At 49.8% G+C, this 18,858-nt stretch carries 17 protein-coding genes and 1 riboswitch; of the genes, 5 read left to right on the top strand and 12 right to left on the bottom strand.

Annotation, left to right across the window (positions count from 1 at the left end):
• Positions 1–22: 22 nt before the first annotated feature.
• The 4 genes from WBM30_RS03700 to WBM30_RS03715 all read left to right on the top strand — a co-directional run bounded on the left by WBM30_RS03700 (position 23) and on the right by WBM30_RS03715 (position 5,289).
• Positions 23–1,060, top strand: coding sequence for an ABC transporter ATP-binding protein (locus WBM30_RS03700; RefSeq protein WP_424899436.1), 1,038 nt, complete (start codon positions 23–25; stop codon positions 1,058–1,060).
• 32 nt (positions 1,061–1,092) lie between these two features.
• Positions 1,093–2,166, top strand: a complete 1,074-nt coding sequence (locus WBM30_RS03705) for an ABC transporter substrate-binding protein (RefSeq protein ID WP_424899437.1) — start codon at positions 1,093–1,095, stop codon at positions 2,164–2,166.
• Between the two features lie 85 nt (positions 2,167–2,251).
• Positions 2,252–3,964 carry an adenine deaminase C-terminal domain-containing protein gene (locus WBM30_RS03710; RefSeq protein ID WP_424899438.1) on the top strand — a complete coding sequence of 571 codons (1,713 nt, stop codon included), beginning with the start codon at positions 2,252–2,254 and terminating at the stop codon, positions 3,962–3,964.
• Positions 3,961–5,289 carry an amidohydrolase gene (locus WBM30_RS03715; RefSeq protein WP_424899439.1) on the top strand — a complete coding sequence of 443 codons (1,329 nt, stop codon included), beginning with the start codon at positions 3,961–3,963 and terminating at the stop codon, positions 5,287–5,289. Before WBM30_RS03710 ends, WBM30_RS03715 begins: the two co-directional genes overlap by 4 nt.
• Positions 5,290–5,340: 51 nt before the next feature.
• On the opposite strand, the gene WBM30_RS03720 is transcribed toward WBM30_RS03715, so the two are convergent.
• Entirely contained in the window at positions 5,341–6,003 is a 663-nt protein-coding gene (locus WBM30_RS03720) for an HAD family hydrolase (protein WP_424899440.1), read from the bottom strand.
• Between the two features lie 349 nt (positions 6,004–6,352).
• Here WBM30_RS03720 and WBM30_RS03725 point away from each other — a divergent pair, with 349 nt between their 5' ends.
• Positions 6,353–6,709: a GIY-YIG nuclease family protein gene (locus WBM30_RS03725; protein WP_424899441.1), complete on the top strand. Its 357-nt coding sequence runs from the start codon at positions 6,353–6,355 to the stop codon at positions 6,707–6,709.
• 36 nt (positions 6,710–6,745) lie between these two features.
• Here the strand turns inward: WBM30_RS03725 and thiD are convergent, their stop codons facing one another.
• The 11 genes from thiD to purN all read right to left on the bottom strand — a co-directional run bounded on the left by thiD (position 6,746) and on the right by purN (position 18,724).
• Positions 6,746–7,528, bottom strand: a complete 783-nt coding sequence (gene thiD / locus WBM30_RS03730; RefSeq protein ID WP_424899442.1) for a bifunctional hydroxymethylpyrimidine kinase/phosphomethylpyrimidine kinase — start codon at positions 7,526–7,528, stop codon at positions 6,746–6,748.
• Positions 7,529–7,536: 8 nt separating this feature from the next.
• Positions 7,537–8,178: an HAD family hydrolase gene (locus WBM30_RS03735; protein ID WP_424899443.1), complete on the bottom strand. Its 642-nt coding sequence runs from the start codon at positions 8,176–8,178 to the stop codon at positions 7,537–7,539.
• On the bottom strand, positions 8,175–8,816 hold the full coding sequence (gene thiE, locus WBM30_RS03740; RefSeq protein ID WP_424899444.1) for a thiamine phosphate synthase: 642 nt from the start codon (positions 8,814–8,816) through the stop codon (positions 8,175–8,177). Before thiE ends, WBM30_RS03735 begins: the two co-directional genes overlap by 4 nt.
• Complete coding sequence (thiM, locus tag WBM30_RS03745; RefSeq protein ID WP_424899445.1) at positions 8,803–9,627, bottom strand: hydroxyethylthiazole kinase; 825 nt, start codon at positions 9,625–9,627, stop codon at positions 8,803–8,805. The genes thiE and thiM overlap by 14 nt, the downstream gene beginning before the upstream one ends.
• A 76-nt stretch (positions 9,628–9,703) precedes the next feature.
• A riboswitch (TPP riboswitch) is annotated at positions 9,704–9,810 on the bottom strand.
• 228 nt (positions 9,811–10,038) lie between these two features.
• Positions 10,039–11,934 (bottom strand): tRNA uridine-5-carboxymethylaminomethyl(34) synthesis enzyme MnmG, encoded by a 1,896-nt coding sequence (mnmG, locus tag WBM30_RS03750; protein ID WP_424899446.1) that lies wholly within the window; start codon positions 11,932–11,934, stop codon positions 10,039–10,041.
• A gap of 119 nt (positions 11,935–12,053) precedes the next feature.
• Positions 12,054–13,445, bottom strand: coding sequence for a tRNA uridine-5-carboxymethylaminomethyl(34) synthesis GTPase MnmE (gene mnmE, locus WBM30_RS03755; protein ID WP_424899447.1), 1,392 nt, complete (start codon positions 13,443–13,445; stop codon positions 12,054–12,056).
• 190 nt (positions 13,446–13,635) lie between these two features.
• Positions 13,636–13,845 (bottom strand): hypothetical protein, encoded by a 210-nt coding sequence (locus tag WBM30_RS03760; protein WP_424899448.1) that lies wholly within the window; start codon positions 13,843–13,845, stop codon positions 13,636–13,638.
• 108 nt (positions 13,846–13,953) lie between these two features.
• Positions 13,954–14,946, bottom strand: coding sequence for a zinc-binding dehydrogenase (locus WBM30_RS03765; RefSeq protein WP_424899449.1), 993 nt, complete (start codon positions 14,944–14,946; stop codon positions 13,954–13,956).
• A 96-nt stretch (positions 14,947–15,042) separates the two neighbouring features.
• Positions 15,043–16,317, bottom strand: a complete 1,275-nt coding sequence (gene purD / locus WBM30_RS03770) for a phosphoribosylamine--glycine ligase (protein ID WP_424899450.1) — start codon at positions 16,315–16,317, stop codon at positions 15,043–15,045.
• 204 nt (positions 16,318–16,521) lie between these two features.
• Positions 16,522–18,063, bottom strand: a complete 1,542-nt coding sequence (gene purH / locus WBM30_RS03775; RefSeq protein ID WP_424899451.1) for a bifunctional phosphoribosylaminoimidazolecarboxamide formyltransferase/IMP cyclohydrolase — start codon at positions 18,061–18,063, stop codon at positions 16,522–16,524.
• A gap of 88 nt (positions 18,064–18,151) precedes the next feature.
• On the bottom strand, positions 18,152–18,724 hold the full coding sequence (gene purN / locus WBM30_RS03780; RefSeq protein WP_424899452.1) for a phosphoribosylglycinamide formyltransferase: 573 nt from the start codon (positions 18,722–18,724) through the stop codon (positions 18,152–18,154).
• Between the last annotated feature and the right edge of the window lie 134 nt (positions 18,725–18,858).

The following is an 18,858-nucleotide window of genomic DNA, read 5'->3' on the forward strand; positions in this document are numbered from 1 at the left end:
TACGAAGGAGGAACATGCATAAATGGCTTTTGTTGATTTAAATGATATCCGTGTCAGTTATGACGGAAAAAATAATATTCTGAAAGATTTGAACCTTGCGATGGAAGAAGGCGAATTGGTTTCCTTATTAGGGCCATCCGGCTGCGGAAAAACAACTACCCTACGCGTCATTGCAGGGCTGATCGAACCCAATGATGGGACCTTTGCTGTAGATGGGACCGACTTGACGAAAGTTCCGGTGCACAAGCGGAATTTTGGGATGGTGTTCCAATCCTATGCGCTTTTTCCGCATTTGACCATCAGAGAAAATGTCGGCTTCGGCTTGAAACTGCGTAAAGAACAGAAAGAACAAATCGATCAAAAAGTTGCGGCAATGCTGGAAGTCACAGGCCTTACTGAGTTTGCCGAACGCTATCCGAAACAATTATCCGGAGGACAGCGCCAACGTGTCGCCTTGGCGCGTGCCTTGGTCATCGAACCTAAGTTGCTTTTGCTGGATGAACCATTGAGCAACCTTGATGCAAAACTGCGCATCTCCATGCGCATCGAAATCAAGCGGATCCAGCGCCAATTGGGAATCACTACCGTATTCGTCACGCACGACCAAGAGGAGTGCTTCTCGATTTCGGACAAAGTTGCTGTCATGAACAAAGGTGTAATCGAGCAATTCGCTTCACCGGAAGAAATCTACAGCAACCCGAGCACCGAGTTTGTCGCACGTTTCATCGGATTTGAAAACTTTATCGCGCTTTCCACAACAGGGACACACACTTTCACTGCAGCGGATGGCTCTATTTTCAGCACAACTCGTTCGACTGATCGCGAAAAAGTCACAGGGACAATCCGTCCGGACGACATTGTCCTTAGAACCTTTGCTGAAGAATCCAGCAATACAATAGCGGGGACTGTCCTGGTCCGTACTTTTCTAGGCAAGAGCTACCAGTATGAAGTGGAAACGCCACTAGGAAAACTGCTAGTGAACGGAACCAATGAAGCTGCACATCAAGCCGGCGACAAGGTGAATTTGTACTTGCCGCCTTCCAAAATTGTTTTAGTGTAATAACAAAAAAATAGAAAAAGGGGTTTTATCAAATGAAAAATTGGAAATGGATCAGCCTATCTTTAGCAAGTACAGCACTTTTGGCAGCATGCGGAAATGGCGGCAGCACAGCGGACAGCTCGGCTGAAGCCAGCTCAGAGAAAAGCAGCCAATTGACTGTTTCGACTTTCGCAATCGGAGAAGATGTCATCCGTTCTGACGTTTTCGCACCATTTGAAGAAGAAAATGGCATCACTATCGTTGCCGAAGTTGGAAACAGCAGCGAGCGCTTCACAAAATTCCAAAACAACCCGAACAACAGCATCGATGTCATCGAATTATCCCAAGCCAATGCGACGTCTGGTGTAACTGAAGATCTATTCGAGCCGTTGGATGCAACAAAAGTACCGAATATCGCAAATCTGATCGATAGCGCAAAAGAATTGACTGAAGATGGCTCAGGTCCAGCCTACACCGTCAACAGCATCGGCATCATCTATGATGAAGCGGCCGCAGGCATGACAATCGATGAGTGGTCTGACCTTTGGGATCCTTCTTTGGCAGGAAAAATCTCCATCCCAGACATCACAACTACTTTCGGACCAGCCATGATCTATGTCGCAAGTGACTTCAAAGGAACAGACATCACAACCGACAATGGTACGGCTGCATTCGAGGCTTTGACTGAACTTAAACCAAACATCGTCAAAACCTATACAAAATCTTCTGACTTGGCCAACATGTTCCAATCAGGTGAAATTGTTGCCGCAGTGGTTGGTGACTTCGCTTATCCGATCATTTCAGGTTCAAATCCGGATGTGCAATACGTCGTCCCTGAATCAGGCACATACGCTAACTTCAACACATTGAACGTCAACAAAAACTCTGAAAACAAAGAATTAGCCTATGCCTACATCAACTGGAAATTGAGCAAAGAACTGCAGGAAGTGACTGCCATTTCGTTGAACGAAGCACCAACAAACAAAGAGGTCGTTTTGGATGAAGCTACAGCAATGAACAAAACTTACGGCGCCGTTGCAGAGCGCGCTAAAGCAATCGACTTCGCTTTCGTAAACGAAAATTACGAAGCTTGGATCGCAGAATGGAATAAAACACTGAACCAATAAGCAAAGCCAAAAGCCACGGCGCAGCCGTGGCTTTTCCTGTATCCCTTATTCTATAATAGTGAAAAGAACAATTTAGGAGGCTCTTATGCAAATCGACCTAATCATCGAAAATGCGTCCGTCTTCAACAGTTTCCTGAAGACTTTCGAACGGAAAAATATCGCCATCACGGGTGAAAAATTCTACTATATCAGCGCTGAAGACCTTCAACCGCTGCAACCGAAAGAAACGGTGGACGCGTCCGGGCAATATGTGATTCCCGGATTGATCGACATCCATATGCACATCGAAAGTTCCATGATCCCCCCTTCCCTATTCTCGGGAGCAGCTCTGTCTTATGGCGTCACTACCGTTGTTGCCGATGCTCATGAGATAACCAACGTTTTTGGATTGGAAGGCATGGAGGCTTTTTTCGCGGAAGATACCACCCTTGATATCTACTACGCGATTCCGTCATCTGTCCCGTCCACCACGCCCGAACTTGAGACAACAGGCGGATTTATTGGGGTGGCTGAAGTGCTCAACCTATTGAATAATCCGCGTGTCATCGCCCTTGGGGAAGCCATGAATTTCAAAGGCATCACCAGTGAGCCCGACTCTTTGATCCGTCAGATCCTCAGGGAAACGCAGCTAAAGAAGCCGTTTATGCCGCTGGAAGGGCACGTACCGCGCGTTTCTGGCGTGGACTTGGCGAAGTTCATGTATGCTGGCATCACAGCGGATCATACCCACCAAAGCCCTGAATCGATTTATGAAAAAATCAGCAACGGGATGTTCCTGGAGTTCCAGAAGAAATCCATCACCCCGGAAAACATGGCTGTCATAGAGAAACATAATTTCTATGAATATGTAGCAATCATCACCGATGATATCATGGCGGATGACCTGCTGGATGGTCATCTTAATGCCAATGTCCGTGCTGCCATCGCAGCCGGCATGCCGATTGAACAGGCCATTTACTGCGCGACTTATACACCAGCAAGGCGAATGGGATTCCAGGACCGAGGGGCTATCGTTGCCGGCTTCAAAGCAGATTTCATATTGTTGGATGATTTGGCGACACTTGAGATAAATACGGTCTATAAAAACGGAAAAATGGTACATACAAAAGGGGCATCCATTGCTTATCCTGCTGAAAAGCCGATTTTTCCGGCGCACTTCTATGACTCCGTCCGCTGCCAAAAATTGACTGCTGACGACCTGAGGATCCCGGTAGCAACCACGGATGCCTCAGTCAGCTGCAATGTCATCCAGATCCAACAAGTAGGCACCTTCACCGGCCTGGTTCAACGTGAACTTGCGGTGAAAGATGGGCATCTGGACTGGGAAAGTAGCGGACTGGCGCTTATCGTTGTGATGGAACGATACGGAAAAAACGGAAATATCGGCTTCGGCTTGGTCGAAAATGCGTTGACGGAAAAAGGCGCAGTCGCAACGACTTGGGCGCATGATCACCACAATCTGATGGTGATGGGGACCGATGCAGAGGATATGCTTGCTGCCCAACATGAACTTCTTTCCCTGCATGGTGGCTATATCGTTGTTCAGGGCGGAAACATTCTCGGATCCTGCCCGCTTCCGATCGGCGGCATTTTGAGTGATATTCCGATCCAGACATTGGGCCACCAACTTCAAGCTGTCCGTTCCGCAATGGTTTCCTTGGGATACAGGAACAGCAACGAAATCATGAGTTTCTCGACCTTATCTTTACCGGTGTCACCGGCCATCAAAATTACTGACTATGGCATGATGGATGTGCATACCCATGCAGCCATTCCGTTGATTGCGAGGGAAATATGAAAACACTCATAACAAACGTCACTGTGCTGACGATGAACCCGGATTATGATGTCTTTGAAAAAGGCTTTATCCTTTTCGAAGATGACCGAATCCTTGCTGTTGGACCTGCTGAACAGCAACCGAATGCTGACTATGATCGGATGATCGACGGAAGGAATGCCATCGCCATGCCCGGCATGGTGAATACCCACACCCATATCGGCATGATTCCCTTCCGCTCCCTCGGCGACGATACGCCGGATCGGCTACGCCGTTTTCTCTTTCCTTTGGAAAAAGCCTGCATGACCAAAAATTTAGCCTATCAAAGCGGGAAATATGCCATCGCCGAGATGCAGTTGGCAGGCGTGACCACCTTCATGGATATGTATTATTTTGAAGATGAATTGGCACAGGCAGCGGATGAAATGAAGGCGCGGGCCATCTTGGGGGAAACAGTCATTGACTTCGTAACTTGCGACACAACCGAACCGCATGGCGGCTTGAGCTACGCGGAAGCATTCATCCCAAAATGGCTAAACCATGATTTGATTATTCCTGCCATTGCCCCTCATGCTCCCAATACGAACAGCCCGCAAGCTTTGCAGCAGGCAGCTGCCATCGCGGAAAAATACGGTGTTCCGATCACTTTGCACCTGAGTGAAATGGACTACGAAATCCGCTACTTCCAGGAAAAATACGGAAAAACGCCGGTAGCCTTCCTTGATGAGCTAGGTGTCTTGAGCGACCGGCTTATAGCTGCACATTGCATTCTAGTCACACCGGAAGACATCAGCCTTTTGAAGAAAAATAACGTAGCCGTTGCTCACTGCATCGGGGCAAATACGAAATCTGCCAAAGGCGTCGCACCTGTAAATGCCATGTTGGAGGCAGGTGTCCGGGTTGGGCTAGGCACAGATGGGCCAAGCAGCGGAAATACATTGGATCTGTTCACCCAAATGCGCATGTTCGCCAATTTCCATAAAACCCATCTGCAGGATCGCGCAGCTTTCCCGGCGCGGGATATCGTCCGCTTGGCAACGCTCGGAGGAGCCGAAGTTTTGGGCTTGGCCGACAAGATCGGTTCGCTGGAAACAGGAAAGAAGGCCGACATTGTCCTCATTGAAACGGACTCGGCAAATATGTTTCCAATATTCGATCCTTATGCCGTGTTGGTTTATTCCGCACATGCCGGGAATGTATCGGATGTCTTCATCAATGGGGTTCATATTGTTTCAGTAAAACAGTTGCTCACACAAGATTTGACTGCTTTGAGGACCGCGTTGGCATCCGAAATGCAGGACTTCATCAAACAAGCAAAACAAAACGAAAGCAAAACTATTCTATAATCGCCACAAAGCCGCTATCCCTTCAGGGACAGCGGCTTTTTAAAATCTATTTCAAGCATCAAGCAGACTTGCTATAATGATTTCCAGTTCGACGAAGGAGTTGGCGATGCGATCGGGATTTTCCGCGCGCAAAGTTGGGGCGGAACTTCCGCCCCAAGTGATGCCGATGGTCTTTATGCCTGCCATTTTCCCCATCTGCATGTCATAAATGGTATCACCGATCATGACGGTCTCTTCTTTCGCCATCGGGATTTTCTCCCAGGAGGTGAAGATGCCTTCCGGATTTGGTTTGTGCTGGTTCATGTTATCCAATCCGATGACCACATCCATCAGGTCCAACAGATCCACTGCAGCAAGACTGCGCAACAAAGCCTTGGTTGCTTTGTTCGAAATCACGCCCAGATGGTGTCCGTTCCCTTTCAGTTCCATTAAGGACTCCCGCGATAAATCGTATGGTTCCAACAGCATATTTTCATATTTCTCGTATTTGTCCCAAAAGACTTCCATCAGCTTATCAATCTCGACCGGAGAGAGTGCACATTGCTTCAGATAGCCGGTAAACTTCACAAAATGGGGCTTTCCTCTATCCTCACGCAGTTGCTCAGGGGTTGGAACGGGATAGCCGAAATGTTCAAATGTATCCATCGTAGCCATTTCGCTAATTTTGCATGTTTCTGCCAAGGTACCGTCAAAATCGAATAATAGTAATCCCATCTTCCATCTTCCCTTCGATCGCGAATATGAACTGGATGCAGACAATAGCGGTGTAACCCACTATTACGCAAAAACTCAAAATTCCGAATGTTCACTATAATCAAAATTATAACAAACAAAAACGACAGAATAATGAGGTTTTATTTAGAATTTGGAAAGAATTCACTAGTTTTCGATTTGTTTATTCTTCTATTTCCGAACGTTAGGATATAAAACCTTTGTTAATGTACTTGATTTTATCATCCAGTTTTTATCCATTGCTGTCTCTCCCTTTGGATGATGGCAATTGACGGAATATCAAAATTTGCGTATGCTTTTGAGTAAATCCAGAAAGAGAGTTGGAAGCGAAATGGCACAGAAAAAAGAACTGCGGCGCCAATTTGAAGAGGTTCCCATTGAAGCCGGCGTTTACGAAGTAAAGAACACCGAAAACCAAAAGATTTTCATCAGCAAAACCCCAAACCTGAAGACCTTGAACGGCATGAAACATATTTTGAACATGGGGGCGAACAACAATAAGGAACTCCAAGCCGATTGGAACCAATTCGGGCAGGAGGCATTCACCTTTACGATTTTGGAAGTGCTGGAAAAGAGCGAGGACCCTTCCTTCAACGAGAAGAAGGCCTTGGGACAACTGGAGGAAAAATGGCTGAGCGACAAGCAACCTTTCGGGGAACGCGGCTACAATCGCAAACCTAAAGCCTAAAAAAGAAAACAAGCGCGCTCGCGCCTGTTTTCTTTTTTAGTTGATGCGATAAGCGTGATTAAGCGGGCCGCTGCCCTTGCCCAGATCCAGTCCGTCGCGGAGCGCACCGGTGATGTAGGCTTTGGCTTGGCGGATGCTCTCTTCCATTCCGTGGCCTAAAGCCAGATTCGCGGCGATGGCTGAAGAAAGCGTGCAGCCGGTGCCGTGCGTATTCGGGTTTTCGATCCGTTCCGACTCGAACCAACTGGCTTTTCCGTCCATAAAGAGCAGATCGTCGGCGCTGTCCTTGAGATGGCCGCCTTTCAGAAGCACACTGGTTCTTGCTGCTGAAGCGATACGGTCCGCTGCAGCCAGCATATCCGCCTTCGTCTCGATTTTGACACCGCTCAGTACCTCTCCTTCCGGCACATTTGGGGTGATCACATCAGCCAATGGCAACAGCAAAGTCCGCAAAGCTTGGCTGGCATCGTCCTGCATCAGGCTGCTGCCGCTTGTAGCCACCATTACCGGGTCCACTACGATATTTTCTGCTTTGTATTCGATCAGCTTCTCCGCGATGACTTTGATGATTGCGGCATTCGACACCATGCCGATTTTCACTGCATCCGGCCGGATATCCTTGAAGACGCAATCCAATTGCTGCGCCACAAATTCAGGCGTCACTTCCATGATTCCGGCCACGCCTGTCGTGTTCTGTGCCGTCAGCGCCGTAATCACGCTCATCCCATAGACTTTATGCGCCATCATCGTCTTCAGGTCCGCTTGGATCCCCGCTCCGCCGCTGCTGTCCGAACCGGCGATCGTCAATACTGTTTTCATATTTTTGCTCATCCTTTCCAATCCGAAAATGAATAAATGTACTGCTCCGTCAACGCTTCGATGCGCTCCCTATCCTGTGCGGCACTCTCATCATAGACGCCTACTACCCGGAAACCGGCTGCCGTTGCCGTTTCGATGGCGTGCAAGGCGTCCTCAAAGATGACGGTCTTCGTGAGGGGGGCCGCGAGATGTTCGACCGCCCGTTGGTAAATGAGCGGATCCTCTTTGCCTGCCTTTACTTCACTGCTGGTCAGGATGGTACTGAAGTATTCCCGGATGCCCAAACGCTCCAAGGCACTCTCAGCCAAATCCCTTTCGGTCGCGGTGGCGATGCACATCTTCACATTCTGCTCCTGCAATGTCTGGAGATATTCCGCTGCACCGGCTTTAAGCGGGACTTCATAACGGTAAAAATCCGCAATAAGCGTTTCAATTTCCCCAATGATCGTCTCTTCGGCTTCACGCAATCCATAGGCCGATTGAAAATGTTGTGCGGCTTGCGGCAGGCTCATCGCCTTCAGCGTATCCTGCAGACCCGGAGCCGGTTGCACCATTTTCTGAAGCAAGTAATTTCTACCTAGCCCCTGCCAGATCGGCATGGAATCCAGCAGCGTCCCATCCAGATCGAAGATGGCTGCTTCCAGTTTCATGGTTGCACCATCGCTTCGGCTAACGGGCGCAGTCTCTTCACCGCCGCCGTGATGTCCGGCTGCGCAAAGATGGCGGATACGACGGCAATCCCGTCGATGCCGCTGCCCTTCAGCTCGAGGATATTCCCTTCAGAAATGCCTCCGATCCCCACAACGGGTATGCTCACCGCCCGGCAGATCTGCTGCAGCGTTTCGATCGATAGCGCGTCGACATCCAACTTCGTCGCTGTCCCGTAGATCGCACCTACGCCCAGATAATCGGCCCCGTTCCTTTCCGCCGCCAGCGCCTCTTCGACGGAATGCGCAGAAACTCCCAGAATTTTCCCCTCGCCGATCCGGCTGCGGACATCTCCGGCCTGCATATCGCTCTGTCCGACATGGACACCGTCCGCCTCGAGTGCCAAGGCTACATCGACAGCATCATTGATGATAAAGGGAATATTATGGCGTTTGGCTACGGCCTGAAGTTCCTTGCCCAGGGCGACAAAGGCATCGAAATCCAATTCTTTTTCGCGTAATTGCACGACGGTAACGCCGGCCTGGATGGCTTCTTCAAGCTGTTTCGCCAAGGACGCGTTCCCCAACCATTGGCGATCAGTCACCGCGTAAAGCAGCAAATCGTTCTTATCTACTCTCAATTTTAGCGCCCCCTTCCAGTATTTCGGCCGACATATTGCTGATTTCATCGATGATGTAGCTACGGTAGGATGACGTCCCTGCTGCATTGCGGATCATCCTTTCGTAAGCCAGCTCGCCGCTGACTCCCATCAGGCATACCGCTGCTGCAGTGGCCTCCAGCAACTCCTCCGAGTTGGCTCCGCAATAAGCTGCGATCAATGCCGACAGCATGCAGCCGGTTCCGGACACCTTTGCCATCTGCGGATGTCCGTTGCGGATGATGTAGGCTTTGTCCCGGTCCGCAACGATATCGATTGCGCCGGTGATCGCGACGACCGCATCATTCCGGTCGGCCAATCGTTTGGCGAACGCGACTGTTGCCTCGAGCGTCTCCTCGGTCACGGCATCGCTGATGTCGGCATCGACGCCTTTCGTCGTGCCGCTGCCGGAATGGATTGTCTTCATTTCCGAAATGTTCCCTTTGATCACGGTGAAAGCAATTTCCTTCAACAATCTGAAGGTCGTTTCGGTCCTGAAAGGGGATGCCCCCGCTCCGACCGGATCCAAAACGACGGGATGGGAGAGCACGTTAGCTTGGCGCCCTGCCAACAGCATCGATTCCACGGATCGGCTACTCAGTGTTCCGATGTTCAGATTCAGGGCGGTGCAGATGCTTGTGATATCCACGACTTCCTCGGGGGCATCCGCCATGATCGGGGACCCTCCGGCTGCCAAGAGGACATTGGCGACATCATTCACGGTGACATAATTGGTGATGCAGTGGACCAGCGGCGTCTGTTGCTGTACATTTTCGAATAGTGTTTTGAACATGGGTTACCTCCAAATAGTTTGTTTGATGCGACAAAAAAAGCGGGAAATGTCCGAATAGGCATTTCCCGCTGAATAGAATCATTCAATGTTATTTCCCTACGTTGGCATTATCCAAATCAGGTAATAGGTCGAAGTTGATTACTTCCTCTCAGCCTGCTGACACAAGCTCCCTTTTTTCGTATGCAGTTATGTCATCATCTTAGCATATGCGCCATCCTTACTCAAGGATGATTTTTTATTTCGATTGATCGTTCCGCCACTCGAAAACATTTGTATAAGTGGTTTCGCTGCCGCCGCACCGCCTCCGGTAACGTCGCTTGCTTCGAAGCCGAACGTTTCAGCATCAGTCGAAGCAGCGATAGCCTCTTTGTCCTGAACGCCTGTTACTATAGGCTTTCTGCTTCTTTAAATTTATTCTGAGATTTTGGCGATTTTCCCTTGGGTGACGTAGACCATCAAAACGGAAATATCGGCTGGGTTGACGCCGCTGATCCGGCTTGCTTGGGCAATTGTTTCCGGTTGGATCTTCTTCAGATTTTGTTTGGCTTCGTTCGCGATTCCGTTGATTGCATCGTAATCGATGTTCGCAGGGATGCGCTTTTCTTCCATTTTTTTCAGTTTATCCACTTTTTCGGCAGCTTTCTTGATGTAGCCTGCATATTTGATCTGCACTTCCACTTGCTTGATGACCTCTTTCGGCAAGGCTACTTCAAACGGCGCAAAAGCAATCAGACCTTCATACTTCAATTCCGGACGCTTCAGCAGGTCAGCAAATAAAATGCCATCCTTCAGCGGAGCGGAGTTTTGTTCCATAAGGAAAGACTGCAGTTCTTCAGTCGGTTTCAGCCGGGTTTTTTCAAGGCGGGCGATTTCCTTTTCAACGGCCTGTTTTTTCTCCAAGAATGTTTCATAGCGTTCTTCCGTCACCAAACCGATTTCGCGGCTCATTTCAGTCAAGCGGAAGTCAGCGTTGTCATGGCGAAGCAACAGACGATACTCGGCGCGCGAAGTCAATAAGCGATAAGGTTCCATTGTTCCTTTTGTCACCAAATCATCGATCATGACGCCGATGTAGCCATCGCTACGTTTCAAAATCAAGGGTTCTTTCCCTTGCACAGCTAAAGCGGCATTGATGCCGGCGACGATGCCTTGTCCGGCAGCTTCTTCATAACCCGATGTGCCGTTCGTTTGGCCGGCAGTGAACAAGTTCTTCACCAATTTTGTCTCCAAGGAAAGGCGCAACTGATGCGGTTTTACGACATCGTATTCGATGGCATAACCTGTCCGCATCATTTGGGCATTTTCCATCCCCGGTACGGAACGGATCAAATCAAGCTGAACATCCTCCGGCAATGAGGTGGACAAGCCCTGCACATAGACTTCTTCGTTTTCGCGGCCTTCAGGCTCCAGGAAAAGCTGATGGCGCGGCTTGTCGCTGAAACGGACGATTTTGTCTTCGATTGATGGGCAATAACGCGCCCCTACACCTTCCACGATACCCGTGAACATCGGCGCTCTGTGGAGATTGTCGCGGATGATTTCATGGCTTTCCGGACTCGTATAAGTCAGCCAGCAGGATAATTGATCTTTCAGATAGTCTTCATCTTTGGAGAGGAAGCTGAAATGGTTCGGCTCAACGTCACCGGGTTGTTCCTCGGTTTTGGAATAATCGATGCTCGAAGCCATCACCCGCGGCGGCGTGCCGGTCTTGAAGCGCGCCAATTCAAATCCCAGATCAAGAAGATTTTCGGATAACTTGATGGATGGCTGTGAGTTGTTCGGTCCTGAAGAATAAACCAAGTCCCCGATGATGATTTTCCCTCGGGAAGAGGTTCCGGCTGTGATGACGACAGCCCCAGCACGGTAAACGGCACCTGTATGCGTCACTACGCCCTTGACTTCGCCGTCTTCCACGATCAGTTCCTCAACGATGGCTTGCTTCAAAAGCAGGTTCTCCTGTTTTTCGATGGTGTGCTTCATATGGTGGGCATAGTCATCCTTATCCGCTTGTGCGCGCAACGCTTGCACGGCAGGGCCTTTCCCTGTGTTCAGCATACGCATTTGGATATACGTTTTATCGATGTTGCGTCCCATTTCGCCGCCTAATGCATCAATTTCTCTTACGACGACACCTTTCGCAGGCCCGCCAATGGATGGGTTGCAGGGCATAAAGGCGACCATGTTCAAATCGATCGTAACCAGCATCGTGCTGCATCCCATACGCGCAGCGGCAAGCGCCGCTTCGGATCCGGCGTGGCCGGCTCCTACAACAATCACATCAAAACTTCCAGCTTCAAATCTGTTCATTTTTCCATTCCTTTCATTTATGCTATCTATTTTTTCTTATCATTCATTACGCAATTCATCGTATCCTAGTAGTTGAACTCTGAATCCTAGAGTTTGAGCTCAGGATTCATCACATCCTGTTATTTCCCCAAACAAAACTGTGTAAAGAGTTGGGTGAGGAGTTCGTCTTGGACGCTGTCGCCGGTGATTTCTCCGAGGAGGTCCCAACAACGGGTGAAATCGATCTGGACGAGGTCGATCGGCATGCCTGATTCGATGCCGCTCAGCACTTCATCCAACGAATCCATCGCATCATTCAACAGCGCGATATGGCGGACGTTGGATACATAGGTTGCATCCGTCTCGCCGGTTTCTCCGGAGAAGAACATCTTCGTGATCTGTTTTTCCAGTTGGTCAAGGCCGGTTTCGCTCAGCATCGATGTTTCGATGATTCTTTCAGGATCGCTCCAAGGTTCCAACTCACCGGTTGTCATCTTCGCTTCCAGATCCATTTTGTTCATAAGGATGATGCGGTTCATGTCTTTCGTGTCTTCCAGAAGCTGTTTGTCCTCTTCCGTCAGCCCTTCGTTCTGGTTGATCAACAGGAGAATCAGATCGGCTTCAGCCAAGGCTTTGCGGCTGCGTTCGACTCCGATCTTTTCTACGATGTCATCCGTTTCGCGGATACCCGCAGTGTCGATCAGCTTCAAAGGAACGCCTCTGACATTCACGTATTCCTCAATCGTATCGCGGGTCGTGCCGGCGATGTCCGTCACGATGGCTTTCTCTTCGCGCAAGAGGCGGTTCAGCAAACTGGATTTCCCTACATTGGGGCGTCCGATGATGGCTGTCTGAAGGCCTTCGCGCAGGATTTTCCCTTGTTTGGCGGTATCCAACAGATGCTGGATATGTCCGCGCACTTCAATGGTGCGTTCCTTCAATAACTTCGTCGTCACTTCCTCGACGTCATCGTATTCCGGGTAGTCGATGTTCACTTCGACCTCAGCCAATGTGTTCAGGATGATCTGACGGATATCACGGATCATGCCAGATAATTTGCCGTCCAACTGATGCAGAGCCACATTCATGGCACGATCGGTTTTGGCACGGATCAAGTCCATGACCGCTTCGGCCTGTGACAGATCGATCCGGCCGTTCAGGAAGGCACGTTTCGTGAATTCCCCTGGCTCCGCCATACGGGCGCCGTTCTGGAGAATCGTCTGCAGAATTCGGTTGACGCTCACAACACCGCCATGGCAGTTGATTTCCACAACATCTTCACGGGTGAAGGTCTTCGGTCCGTGCATGACGGACACCATGACTTCATCGATCATGTCGCCTGTGCGCGGATCATATAGGTGCCCGTAATTGATGGTGTGTGTAGAGACATCGGCCAAATGCTTCGTCCCTGATCGGTATAAGGCGTCGGCTATCTGGATTGCCTGATCCCCGCTCAGACGCACAATCCCGATGGCCCCTTCTCCCGGCGGCGTCGAAATGGCAGCGATGGTATCAAATTCATTTATAATCATTCATTATCGTCCTTTCTTGGTTGTTTCAGCATACAAAAAAAGCGCCCACTCCTCCCCTTCGTTCAAGCGGGAGGAAAAGCACTTTGACTGCATTTCATTTTGGATATTCTTTTCAGCTTACTATAAATAGATTTCTAGCCGATTATACAAGCAATGCGGACGCAATGCAAGCATTTAACGGACGTTTTCTTCATTTCATCATCAGGTAGGCCGTACTCAATAAACCGCCGGCCACCAATAAGATGATCACGTTGCGGATATATTTTTTCCTGTTCACATAGACGCGCAAATGGATATGCAGCAAATCCATCACACCCAACACAATAATCATCACCACACCCACAAATCCTACGATCAAAGTAATCATCGATGCGATGAACAACAACTCACTGATATTCACGGAAATCCTCCTCAAATAGTACGCGCTGAACTTCTGAAATAGCATACCCAGTATAGCATAGCGTTTTGAGGAGGGACGGCTTTCCCGCAGGAATTATTTTGTTACAGTTCAGCCGATCTGCAAGGCGATTTTCCCTGTCTGTTCGGCATTTTCCAACCGTAGGAAGGCCGCTTTGAAATCCGCTGCCGGATAAACGGCGTCCACCACTGGATGGAGATCATGTTCCTCCACAAAACGGATCATCGCTTCATACTCTTCAAAACTGCCCATCGTCGAACCTTTCAGCGTGTACTGTCCGTAAAAGAATTTCCGCAGATCGAAGGTGACCAGATCGCCCGTCGATGAGCCGAAAGTCACGATGGTGCCGCCTCTGCGCACCGCATCCAGCGATTTGTCGAAAGTGGCTGCTCCGACCGACTCGATGACGACATCCACTTTTCCGCCACCCATCGCTTCCACCCAATCCTCATCGTGCAGCAAGCCTTTTTCGGCTCCGTGCTGCAGCGCCGTTCCCAATTTTTCTTGGGAACGGGAAGTGACATACACTATCGCTCCAGCGGCCTTAGCGAATTGCAGCAGATAGTTGGCTACTCCCCCGCCGATGCCTGGTATCAGTACTTTCATGCCTTCCGATACGCCGCCTTTTGTGAATAAGGCGCGGTAAGCCGTCAAAGCGGACAGGGACAGGACGCCTGCTTCTTCCCAAGAAAGATGAGCCGGTTTATGGACAGCATTCTCTTCGGAAACAACGATTTCCTCCGCCATGGCGCCCTGCTCCGAACTACCAAGGATCGTGAAAGTTTCCGGTGCCGTATCGCTGTTCTCGCGCCACCCGCTGCCGGGATAAAGCATCACTTCATCGCCAATTTTGAAACGCGTCACCTCTGCTCCAACAGCCACAACGATGCCGGCAGCATCCGAGCCGATAACAACCGGATGCTTCTCATGGATTTGGCTCAAGGCAAAAAGGTCGCGATGATTCAGTCCGGCCGCTTTGACCTTTATTTTTATCTCGGAAGGTCCTGTCGGCTGTTCCGCACGGTCTTCCCATTTCAAACCTTCCAGTCCGACTTTTCCGCTGTGAATCAATGTTTTCACCATATCAATCACTCCTCAAATGGAAATCTCTGTTAGATTCAGTATAACTTTTCCAGGCAGAAATACAAAGAGGGAGACCGAAGCCTCCCCCTCACCTTGCTATTTTTCTGTAAAACGGATCGCTTTTGCTCCGATATCGGAACGATAGAACGTATGCGCAATCGGATTTGCATTCAGGTAACTGTAAGCTTTGTCCTGCGCGTCCTGCAGCGTTTCGCCTTGGCCAGCGATCAACAGGATGCGTCCGCCGTTGGACAACAAGCCTTGTTCGCCAGCCTTAACACCCGCTGCATAGACGATGCAGTCCGCATTTTCCGTATCCAGATTAGGCAACGGGATATCTTGCATAGGTGCTTCCGGATAGCCTTCAGCTGCAACAACGACACCTAAAGTGTAACGATCGGTATACATTTCGATGACCGGATCTTTTCCGTTCAGGATGTCATCAATGACTTGCGCCAAGTCGGAAGCCATCTGATTCATGATGACCTGTGTTTCCGGATCTCCGAAACGGGCATTGAATTCGATGACACGCAACCCTTTGGCGGTGATCATCAGACCGGCATACACGACTCCCTTAAATGGGATACCCTCAGCCACCATCGCCTCTACAGTCGGTTTTACGACCGTATCCAGCACTTCTTGAATCATCGCTTCAGATACTTGTGGTACAGGCGAATAAGCGCCCATGCCGCCCGTATTAGGGCCTTTGTCGCCGTCATAAGCCCGCTTGTGGTCTTGTGCGACGCCTGAATAGTAATATTTCGCACCGTTCGCCAGCGCGAATAACGAAAATTCTTCCCCTTCAAGGTACTCTTCTATGACGACTTTCGGCTTGCCGGCTGCATATTTCCCTTGCAGGAGCATGTCGTTCAGTGCATCCAGAGCCTCAGTCATCGTCATCGCGACAACGACGCCTTTTCCGGCTGCCAGACCGTCCGCCTTGATGACGATCGGAACTCCATTGGCTTCCACATAAGCAACAGCTGCTTCATAGTCCTCGAATGTCTCGTAGGCTGCAGTCGGGATGCCGTATTTCTTCATCAGGTCTTTTGCGAACTGCTTGGAGCATTCCAAGTCGGCCGCTTTTTTGGAAGGTCCGAAGACTTTCAATCCAGCCGCTTCAAATGCATCCGTAACCCCTTCAAACAACGGGATTTCCGGTCCGACGAAAGTCCAAGCGATGTTGTTGTCTTTGACGAATTGAACCAATCCTTGATGGTCGTTTTCCGCAATGTCGACTAACGTGATGCCATCCTGGGCCATCCCTGGGTTCCCTTTGGCGCAGTAAACAGTCTCCACCAACGGGCTTTGAGTTAATTTTTTAGCGATGGCATGCTCGCGTCCGCCACTGCCGATTACAAGAAGTTTCATCTGTTAGATCCTCCAACCTTTTATATGAAGCTTGATACTTTTGAATTGGTGCTCTTTTAATTGAGTTCTACATCTTTGGCTTAATCGAGTTCTGAATCCTAGAGTTCTCCGCCTAACGCTGTTCAGGCCCACTCAGCCAAGATCAGGCTGCTTGGTTCTGAACCTCGTTAGTGCTCAAACTCTGAGCGTAGGATTCATCACATCTTAATGTCTGAAGTGTCTTACGCTTGTTTTCAGCATCGTGATGCCGTATTTGTTTGCCATTTCGATCGAATCTTGATCTTTGATGCTGCCGCCTGGTTGAACAATCGCTTTGATGCCGTGTTTGGCAGCATATTCCACGCTGTCGTTCATCGGGAAGAAAGCATCGCTCGCTAACACAGCACCTTCGATGGCGTTGGCCTCTTCAGCTTGCTCGATTGCGATTTTGACGGATCCGACACGGTTCATCTGGCCTGCGCCGATGCCGACTGTCTGTTTGCTGTTTGCCAATACGATGGCGTTGCTCTTCACGTGTTTCACGATTTTCCAGGCGAAATCCATTGCTTTCATTTCGTCCTCAGTCGGTTGACGTTCAGTCATGACTTCCCAATTAGCCGGTACGTCTTCTGTGTTGATGTCTTGCGTCTGTTCCAGCATGCCGCCCAATACGGAGACGAATTCTTTTCCGCCTGCTTTTGCTGCAGAGAAATCCAAGGTCATGATGCGGACGTTTTTCTTCTTGGACAAAATGGCTAGAGCCGCTTCCGTATAGCTTGGCGCCAAAACGATTTCCAGGAACATGCTGTTCAGTTTTTCGGCAGTCGCCACATCCAAAGGACGGTTCGCAACCACGATGCCGCCGAAGATGGAAACAGGATCAGCTGCATAGCAACGATCGAAGGCTGCATCGATGTCGTCTGCGATACCGACGCCGCATGGATTCATGTGCTTGACGGCAACCACAGCGGGCTCGTCAAATTCGCGGGCGATACGGATGGCCGCATCAGCGTCTTTGATGTTGTTGTAGGACAATTCTTTTCCGTGCAATTGGACCGCACTAGCGATCGAGAAAGGCACAGCCAATGGTTCTTGGTAGAAAGTCGCAGTTTGATGGCCGTTTTCTCCGTAACGCAAGCTCTGCTTCAGATCATAAGTCAAAGTCAATTTTTCAGGTTCGGTTTCGCCGACCACATTGGTCAAATATTGTGCGATCAAAGCATCATAGCTGGCGGTATGACGGAACACTTTTGCAGCCAAAGCTTGGCGCGTCTCGAAAGTCGTTTCGCCTGCAGATTCCAATTCGGCAAGGACTTTTGCATAGTCGATCGGATCGGTCAGGACAGTCACGCTTGCGTAGTTCTTAGCCGCGCTGCGGAGCATGCTCGGGCCGCCGATGTCGATGTTTTCGATGGCATCAGCCAAAGTCACATCGTTTTTGCTGATCGTTTCTTTGAACGGGTACAGGTTGACGACAACGAAATCAATCGGTGCAATATTGTGCTCTTTCATAGCTTGCATATGGTCCGCAAGATCACGTCTGCCCAAAAGTCCGCCATGGATCAGTGGGTGCAACGTTTTTACGCGGCCGTCCATCATTTCAGGAAAGCCGGTTACATCCTCTACGGAAATAGTCGGTACGCCAGCCTCTTCCAAAGCCTTTTTCGTTCCGCCAGTTGAGATGATTTCGATTCCTTTTGCTGCTAATGCCTGCGCAAATGCTACAACGCCTGTTTTATCTGAAACACTGATCAATGCTCTTGTCACTGTGTGTCACTCCTTAAATTTATGATGGATTCATGTGGTTCTAACAAAAGGAAGGACTTCCACAATCGCGGAGTCCTCATCCATTTTGTTAGCCTTTATTCTTTTTTGCCAGTTGCTGGATCACTTGCGGGAAGATCCGGTGCTCCACTTGATGGATGCGGGTCTCCAAAGTCTCCAGCGTGTCCTCCGAAAGGATCGCCACTTTTTCTTGCGCGATAATCGGGCCAGTATCGACCCCTTCATCGACGAAATGGACGGTAACGCCTGTCTCCGGAACACCTGCTTCGAAAGCGTCCTGGATGCCATGCCGCCCCGGGAAATCCGGAAGCAAGGACGGGTGGATGTTGACGATGCGGTCGGCGTAGGCCGATAGCAAAGTCGGTCCGACGATACGCATGTAACCGGCCAGTACGACCAAGTCGACCTTTTCTTCAGCTAGATGCTTCAAAATTTCATTTTCGTAGGCGACCCGATCCTCGAAGCCTTTCGGCGTAAAGGAGATCACCGGGATATTGTATTGTTTGGCGCGCTCGATTGCATATGCTTTCGGCTTGTCGCAGAACAGGAAAGCGATCGTCGCATCCACTTCACCTGACGCGATGGCTTCGGCGATGGCTTGAAAATTCGAGCCGTTTCCTGAAGCAAAGACAGCTATCCTCATGCTTGAGCCTCTTTCAGGATAACCTCTTTTTCTGATGTTATTGCAGCCACAGATCCGATCACGTAGGCTTTTTCATCGTTCTCGGTCAGAACGCTGAGCACTTCCGTCAAATTTTCGGGAGCGATTGCCAGCAC

It is taken from the genome of Trichococcus sp. (assembly GCF_049684335.1).
In the GTDB taxonomy this organism is placed as follows: domain Bacteria; phylum Bacillota; class Bacilli; order Lactobacillales; family Aerococcaceae; genus Trichococcus.